General features: G+C 74.5%; 8 protein-coding genes. 5 read left to right on the top strand and 3 right to left on the bottom strand.

Annotated elements, in window-relative coordinates; all coding sequences use genetic code 11:
* Nucleotides 1-947, bottom strand: a 947-nt coding sequence (locus AB0F18_RS37975; protein ID WP_362069735.1) for an MFS transporter, incomplete at its 3' end; no start/stop codon positions are given.
* Nucleotides 944-2,389 carry an Ig-like domain-containing protein gene (locus AB0F18_RS37980; RefSeq protein WP_362069738.1) on the bottom strand — a complete coding sequence of 482 codons (1,446 nt, stop codon included), beginning with the start codon at nucleotides 2,387-2,389 and terminating at the stop codon, nucleotides 944-946. The genes AB0F18_RS37975 and AB0F18_RS37980, both read right to left, overlap by 4 nt.
* 171 nt (nucleotides 2,390-2,560) lie before the next feature.
* Between AB0F18_RS37980 and AB0F18_RS37985 the strand changes: the two genes are divergently transcribed.
* Nucleotides 2,561-3,181, top strand: a complete 621-nt coding sequence (locus AB0F18_RS37985) for an L-threonylcarbamoyladenylate synthase (protein ID WP_362069741.1) — start codon at nucleotides 2,561-2,563, stop codon at nucleotides 3,179-3,181.
* Between the two features lie 18 nt (nucleotides 3,182-3,199).
* Here AB0F18_RS37985 and AB0F18_RS37990 read toward each other — a convergent pair whose 3' ends face one another.
* Nucleotides 3,200-3,850: a MerR family transcriptional regulator gene (locus AB0F18_RS37990; protein WP_362069744.1), complete on the bottom strand. Its 651-nt coding sequence runs from the start codon at nucleotides 3,848-3,850 to the stop codon at nucleotides 3,200-3,202.
* An 88-nt stretch (nucleotides 3,851-3,938) separates the two neighbouring features.
* Between AB0F18_RS37990 and AB0F18_RS37995 the strand changes: the two genes are divergently transcribed.
* The 4 genes from AB0F18_RS37995 to AB0F18_RS38010 all read left to right on the top strand — a co-directional run.
* Entirely contained in the window at nucleotides 3,939-4,457 is a 519-nt protein-coding gene (locus AB0F18_RS37995; RefSeq protein WP_362069747.1) for a DUF4188 domain-containing protein, read from the top strand.
* 8 nt (nucleotides 4,458-4,465) lie between these two features.
* The gene (locus AB0F18_RS38000) at nucleotides 4,466-5,098 is read left to right on the top strand and encodes a hypothetical protein (RefSeq protein WP_362069750.1); all 633 of its coding nucleotides are present in this window, start codon (nucleotides 4,466-4,468) and stop codon (nucleotides 5,096-5,098) included.
* A 93-nt stretch (nucleotides 5,099-5,191) separates the two neighbouring features.
* Entirely contained in the window at nucleotides 5,192-5,425 is a 234-nt protein-coding gene (locus AB0F18_RS38005) for a DUF6296 family protein (protein ID WP_362069753.1), read from the top strand.
* Between the two features lie 141 nt (nucleotides 5,426-5,566).
* Nucleotides 5,567-6,300 (top strand): carbonic anhydrase (locus tag AB0F18_RS38010; RefSeq protein WP_362069756.1); only part of this gene is annotated, 734 nt, incomplete at its 3' end.

Consider the following 6,300-nt stretch of genomic DNA (forward strand, 5'->3'; position numbering starts at 1 on the left):
GCCGGGCTCGTGCCGGGTGCGGCACCGACCACCGCGCCCGGCACGGCACCCGGCGCCCAGCCCGCGCCGGGGGCGGGGTCACCGGGGCGCGGGTTCGAGGGCGTGCCGTCGGTGTCCGGGCAGGCCGCGCCGGGGGCCGGGCCGGAGGTCGCGGGGAGGGGGTCGGCCCGTTCACGGCGGGCGTGGTGGGGGGACGCCGTTGCGGCGGTGGCCGCACGCAGGCGCGTGGGGCGGCAGGCGGCGGGCGCCCGTGGGAGCGTGGGGTGGCCGGTGGGTTCCGGGAGGTTTTTGCGGAGGGTGAGGGCCGTCAGGCCGAGGGGGAGGGCCAGGAGGAAGGGGATGCGCCAGCCCCAGGCGGTGAGGGCCTGCGGGGGCAGGAGCGCGGCCAGGAGGGCGGAGGTTCCCGCGCCGGCGAGGAGGCCGAGGGCGACGGTGAAGGACTGCCAGGCGCCGTGGCGGCCGCGGCGGCCCGGCGGTGCCTGCTCGGTCATCAGGGCCACCGCGCCGCCGAACTCCCCGCCCGCGCTGAGCCCTTGCAGGGCGCGCAGCAGGGTGAGCAGCCAGGGCGCGGCGGCGCCGGCCGTTTCCCGGGTCGGGAGCAGGCCGATCAGGGTGGTGGCCAGGGTCATCAGGCCGACGACGAGGATCAGGGTGGGGCGGCGGCCCACCCGGTCGCCGAGGCGGCCGAAGAGCAGGGCCCCGGCGGGGCGCAGGAAGAAGGCCACCGCGAAGGAGGCGTAGGCGGCGAGCAGCGGGCCGGGGCCCGCCGGGCCCGTTCCCGGCGCGGGGGTGAAGAACCGGGTGGCCAGGACCGTGGCGAAGCAGCCGTAGACCCCGAACTCGTACCACTCGACGAAGTTCCCGGCCGCGCCCGCCAGCAGGACCCGGCGCGCGGGCTGAGCGGGCGGAGCAGGCGGGGCGGCGGGGTGCGGGCCGAGGGGGGTCACGTCGTCGGGTCGAGGCGGGTGGCGGTGGTGTCGATGCGGGGGGCGGGGTGGGCGGCGGGGGTCAGGGCGCTGCCGGCCAGCCAGGTGCGCCAGTCCACGTTCCAGTCGCCGAAGCCGTTGTCGAAGGGGGACATCCGGTCGCCGCCGCTGTTGACCACCTCGACGATGTCCCCCTCGCGAACCGTCTCGTAGAACCAGGCGGCGTCCTCGGTGGACATGCCGGTGCAGCCGTGGCTGACGTTCTCCTCGCCCTGCGCCTCGACGGACCAGGGGGCGGCGTGCACGTACTCGCCGCTCCACGTGACCCGGGTGGCGTAGAGGACGGGCAGGTCGTAGAACTCCTTGGTGCCCTTCTTGATGCCGACGGTGTCCCCGCGCATGCGGACCTTGGCCTCCTTGCCCAGGACGACCTTGATGCCGCTGCGGGTCAGGAAGCCGGCCTTGCCGGTGGTGACCGGGATGGTCCTGATGATCCGTCCGTTGCGGCGGACCGTCATCTCGTGGGCGGCGGAGTCGGTGACGGCCTCGATCCGGTCGCCGACGGTGAACTCCAGGGGTTCGGAGGGGCCTCCGTAGCCGTGGTCGCCGAGTTCGACCCCGTCGAGGCCGCTGCGGACGCGGACGACGGTGTGGGCGGGCCAGTAGGTGCGGGGCCGGTAGTGCAGGGTGGCGTCGTCGACCCAGTGCCAGGCGCCCTCGACGTGGGGTTCGGAGGTGACCTGGAGGGCCTGTTCCACGCGGGCGCGGGCCTCGGGGGCGTCGGCGGGTACGGGGTGGCTGAGTTCGGCGGTGACGATCTCGCCGGCGCCGTACGTCCCGGGGCGGGGGCCGAACTCGGCGGTGAGGCGGCCCCCTTCGGCGGCGGGCCGCGCGGTCCGGAAGGCCAGGGTCACGCCGACGGGGGTGCCGTCGCCGTCCTGGGCGCCGACCTGCACGGTGTAGCCCTCCCCCGCCCGCAGCGGTTCGGTGTTGTGCCAGCGGCCGCTGTCCGGGGTGAGCTCCCCGGCCAGCCGGCGGCCGTGCGCGTCGCGTACGGTCACGTCGGTCAGCCGGCCCGCCTCCGACCGGGCGAGGGCGATCTCCAGGGGGCCGCCGGGGGCGGTCGGGAGCGTGGCGGTGCTGCCGAGGGCCGGGTTCCACATCAGGGCCGCGGCTCCGTGGGCGGTGGCCCGGACCCGCTGCTCCCGCCAGGCTCCGCACGGCCCGCTCGCGAAGGCGGGGGCGGCGCACCAGCGGGCGGCGGGCGCGCCGCCCCGGTCCAGGGCCCGGGCGTCCAGGGCCCGTCCGACGAGCAGGGTGACGGCGGCGTCCCGCGCGGCGGGCGCGGCCGGCTCCTGCGGGGCACCGGTCCCCGAGGTCCGGCCGGGTGCGGCGGCGACGGCCAGCAGGGCTCCCGTCAGCGCGGCCGCCGTGCTCCACGCCTTCGTCCGCGATGTGGCCACGCAGCCCTCCCAGTTGTCGTGCGTCCGGATGGCAGCATCAAAAGCGACAGGAAGCCGAACCGATGATCGTAAACTCGGTTCTGGGGCCGAACGGGCACTCCAAGTGAACCCGGACGGAGCAGGGGCCGGCGCAGCGGAACGGCCCGGTCCCGCGTCCCGTAGGCTCGGCGGATGGCGAAGTACTTCGACGTGCACCCCGAGAACCCTCAGCGGCGCACCATCAGCGGCGTGGCCGACAGCATCCGCTCCGGCGCGCTCATCGCATATCCCACGGACTCCTGCTTCGCGCTGGGGTGCCAGCTGGGCAACCGGGAGGGCCTGACGCGGATCCGGCAGATCCGCGAGCTCGACGACAAGCACCACTTCACGCTCGTGTGCCAGAACTTCGCGCAGCTGGGGCAGTTCGTGCACGTGGACAACGACGTGTTCCGCGCGATCAAGGCGTCGACCCCCGGCCCCTACACGTTCATCCTCAAGGCCACCTCGGAGGTGCCGCGCCAGCTGCAGCACCCGAAGAAGAAGACGGTCGGGGTGCGGATCCCCGACCATCTGGTCACCCAGGCGCTGCTGGAGGAGCTGGGCGAGCCGCTGCTGTCCAGCACCCTGCTGCTGCCCGGTGAGGACGAGCCGATGACCCAGGGCTGGGAGATCAAGGAGCGGCTCGACCACGTGGTGGACGCCGTCGTCGACTCCGGGGACTGCGGGACCCGGCCGACGACCGTCATCGACTTCTCCACGGGCGAGGCCGAGATCGTCCGCCGGGGGGCCGGCGACACCGCCCGCTTCGAGTAGGGGGGTGGCCGGGACCCGTCAGGAGAGGCCGTAGCGGCGGACCGTCTCCTCCTGCTGTGCGATGCGGTGCATGGCCCGGAGGATCGGCTCGAAGAGGATGGTGGCGGCGACGGCCGCCTCCACCCGCTCCGCCTCCGAGGGGTAGGTCTCCACGAAGTCCAGGTCGTGGACTGCGACCTGGTGCATCATCCGGGCGTAGGGGGTCATCATCTCCGCGTCCCACGGGTAGCCCAGCCGGATCAGCGAGGCGACCGCCTCCACCAGCGAGGTGTGGTCCGGGTTGAGCGGGGCGAGCTCGCGGGCGCTGTCCCAGCCCAGCTCCTCCAGCAGCCGGTCGACCTCCCGGCGCGCCGTCACCTGGGCCTCGTCGCCCTCCTCGGCGTCCGGCGCGGGCGGGTGCGGCAGCGCCCACAGGGCCGCGCCCAGGCGGATCGAGCGGCCCAGGGAGTCGTCGTCCACGTGCTTGAGCACCTCCCCCGCCGCCGCCACCGAGAGCCCGCCGACCTGGAGCAGGGTGCGGACGAGGCGCAGCCGGCGCAGGTGGGCCTCGTCGTAGTCGGCGGTGGTGGCGCTGATCCGGCGGCCGGGCGCCAACAGGCCTTCGCGCAGGTAGTACTTGATGGTCGCGGTGGAGACGCCACTGCGTTCGCTCAGCTCTGACAGCCGCATCCCTTGCGCCTTTCCTTGGATAGCGCCACTATCTCATCACGCCCTGTTGGACAGCAGCGCTATCCAACCCCCATCATCCGGAGGCCTCGTGTCCGCCAAGCCGATTCCGGGCCGCACCACCGCCGCCCTCGAAGGTGACGCCGTGGTCCTGCTGATCGGGATGCGCATCAACCACTTCTGGGCCGTGCACTCCTGGCTGCCCGTCTTCACGGCCATGCCCCGGATGCTGCGCGAGCTGAAGAAGGACAAGGCGCGCGGGCTGCTCCACCACGTCCTGCTGACGGCCTCGCCGCGCACCTACTACGTGGTCCAGTACTGGGAGTCCAAGGAGAAGCTCTACGCGTACGCGGCGGCGCCCGACGCCCTGCACCACCGGGTGTGGGCGGCGATCAACCGCAAGGAACGGGCCGGGAAGCTGCGCGGCCACGTGGGGGTCTGGCACGAGACGTACGTCGCGCCCCAGGGCGGGTACGAGGCGATCTACTTCGACATGCCCCCGAACGGGCTGGCGGCGGCCACGGGGGTGCTGCCGCTGGAGAAGCGCGGGCGCCGGGGCGCCGACCGCTTCGCCTACCGTCCGGCGGCACCACAAGCACCGAAGCGATAGGGAGAACGATGTTCCAGCACGGCAGTACCCGGCGCACCGCCGCACGACGGGCCGGCCTCGTGGCCGTGGCCGGCCTGAGCCTCGCGCTCGTGGCGGCGTGCGGCGGCAAGGACACCGGGTCCGGCTCCTCCTCGTCCGCGTCCTCGAAGGGCGGCGGCTCCTGGCAGGTGGGCGACTGCGGCGGCCCCGACCCCAAGCAGGCACCGGACGGGTACCGGGCGATGGGCTGCGACGAGTCCGGCGCGACCTTCAAGGCGCTGGAGGTCACCTCGGCCGGCATCCTCCCCGGTTCGGTCCAGTGCCCGGCCGGCACGGACCTGATGATCCGGGTGTCCGTGTCGTACGGCTCCTCCAAGGACAAGCCCAAGGGCAGCGGCATCCCCACCCACACGGTCTGCGGGCGCAACCTCTCCGGCGACCACCCCGGGGACGCGGGGGCGGGCGGCGGGCAGCTGGTGAAGGGGGACTGCGTCTCCTCCACCGCCCAGGAGGTGGCCTGCGCATCCGCCGGGCGCGACGCCTTCAAGGTGCTCGACCTGGTCAAGGAGAAGGAGCAGTGCCCGTCGGGCACCACCGAGCCCATGGAGCTGACCCTGTCCATCGGGCGCCCCTACGACGTGATCTGCACCGAGCCCGTCTAGGCCCGCGCACGCCCCGGCACGCCCCGGCACGCCCCGGCAAAGAAGAGGCAAAGCCGGAAGGCGGGCCGGGCGGGGGCGGCCCACGATGGAGGCATGAACGCGGGACGGTACGAGCTGACGTTCCCCGGCGGCGCCGGGGCGGGCGGGGACACCGTGGTCGTCGACCGGACGGAGTCGACCGGCCCCGGCGGGCATCCGGTCTACGCCGACGCCACCGGCATCGTGCGCGCGGAGATCAGCGACCGGGGCGAGGTGCGCATGCTGGCCTCGGGCGGCCACCAGGCCCCCTCGCAGCCCGTGACGGCGCGCCCGCTGCCGCAATCCTGACCGCGCCCCCGCCGTGTGGGCCGACGGTGCGAAACGGGGCCTCCCCCGCTCGTGCCTGCGGCCGCCACGCCCGCGCACCGTCCGATAGTCGTCTGGGTCATGACGTACGGGACCCGCACGGCGACCCCGGAGGAACACGCGATGGACAGCGCAGGACTGCCGCGCCGCAAGGCCCTGCTGGCCGGCGGCCTGGCGGCGCTCGCCGCGGGCACGCTCTCGGCCTGCACGGCGGCCACCACGCCCGGCGGCACCGCCCGGGCCCGGCCCGAGCCCGCAGCGCCCAATCCGGCCGCGAGCACCCCGGCCGCGGCCTACGCGCGGCTGATGGAGGGCAACAAGCGCTGGGTGGACGGCAACCTCCAGCACCCCGACCGGGACCCCACGCGCCGTCAGCTGGTCGCCCAGAGCCAGACGCCGTTCGCGGTGATCCTGTCCTGCATCGACTCCCGGGTGCCGCCGGAGCTGCTCTTCGACACCGGGCTCGGCGACATGTACGTCCTGCGCACGGGCGCGCAGGCGGTCGGCCCGGTGGTCACCGGCTCCGTGGAGTTCGGGCCGCTGACCTCGGCCACCCCGCTGGTCATGGTGCTCGGGCACCAGCGCTGCGGCGCCGTCGACGCGGCCTACAAGGCGGCGCGCGACGGGAAGCCCCTGCCGGGCAACCTGGAGGCGATCGCGAAGGCACTGCGGCCGGCGTACGAACAGACGGTGAAGGAGGGCGGCCCGGACCCGGTGGACCGGATGATCCGCGCCCAGGTCAGGCTGACGGCGGACGACCTGCGCGCGCACAACATGGACAAGCCGGAGCTCGTCTCCCGCATCCTCCAGGCCGAGGGCCGTGGCCTCGCCATGATCTTCTGCCGGACCAAGCGCAC

It is taken from the genome of Streptomyces sp. NPDC029216 (genome assembly GCF_040648015.1).
GTDB lineage: Bacteria > Actinomycetota > Actinomycetes > Streptomycetales > Streptomycetaceae > Streptomyces.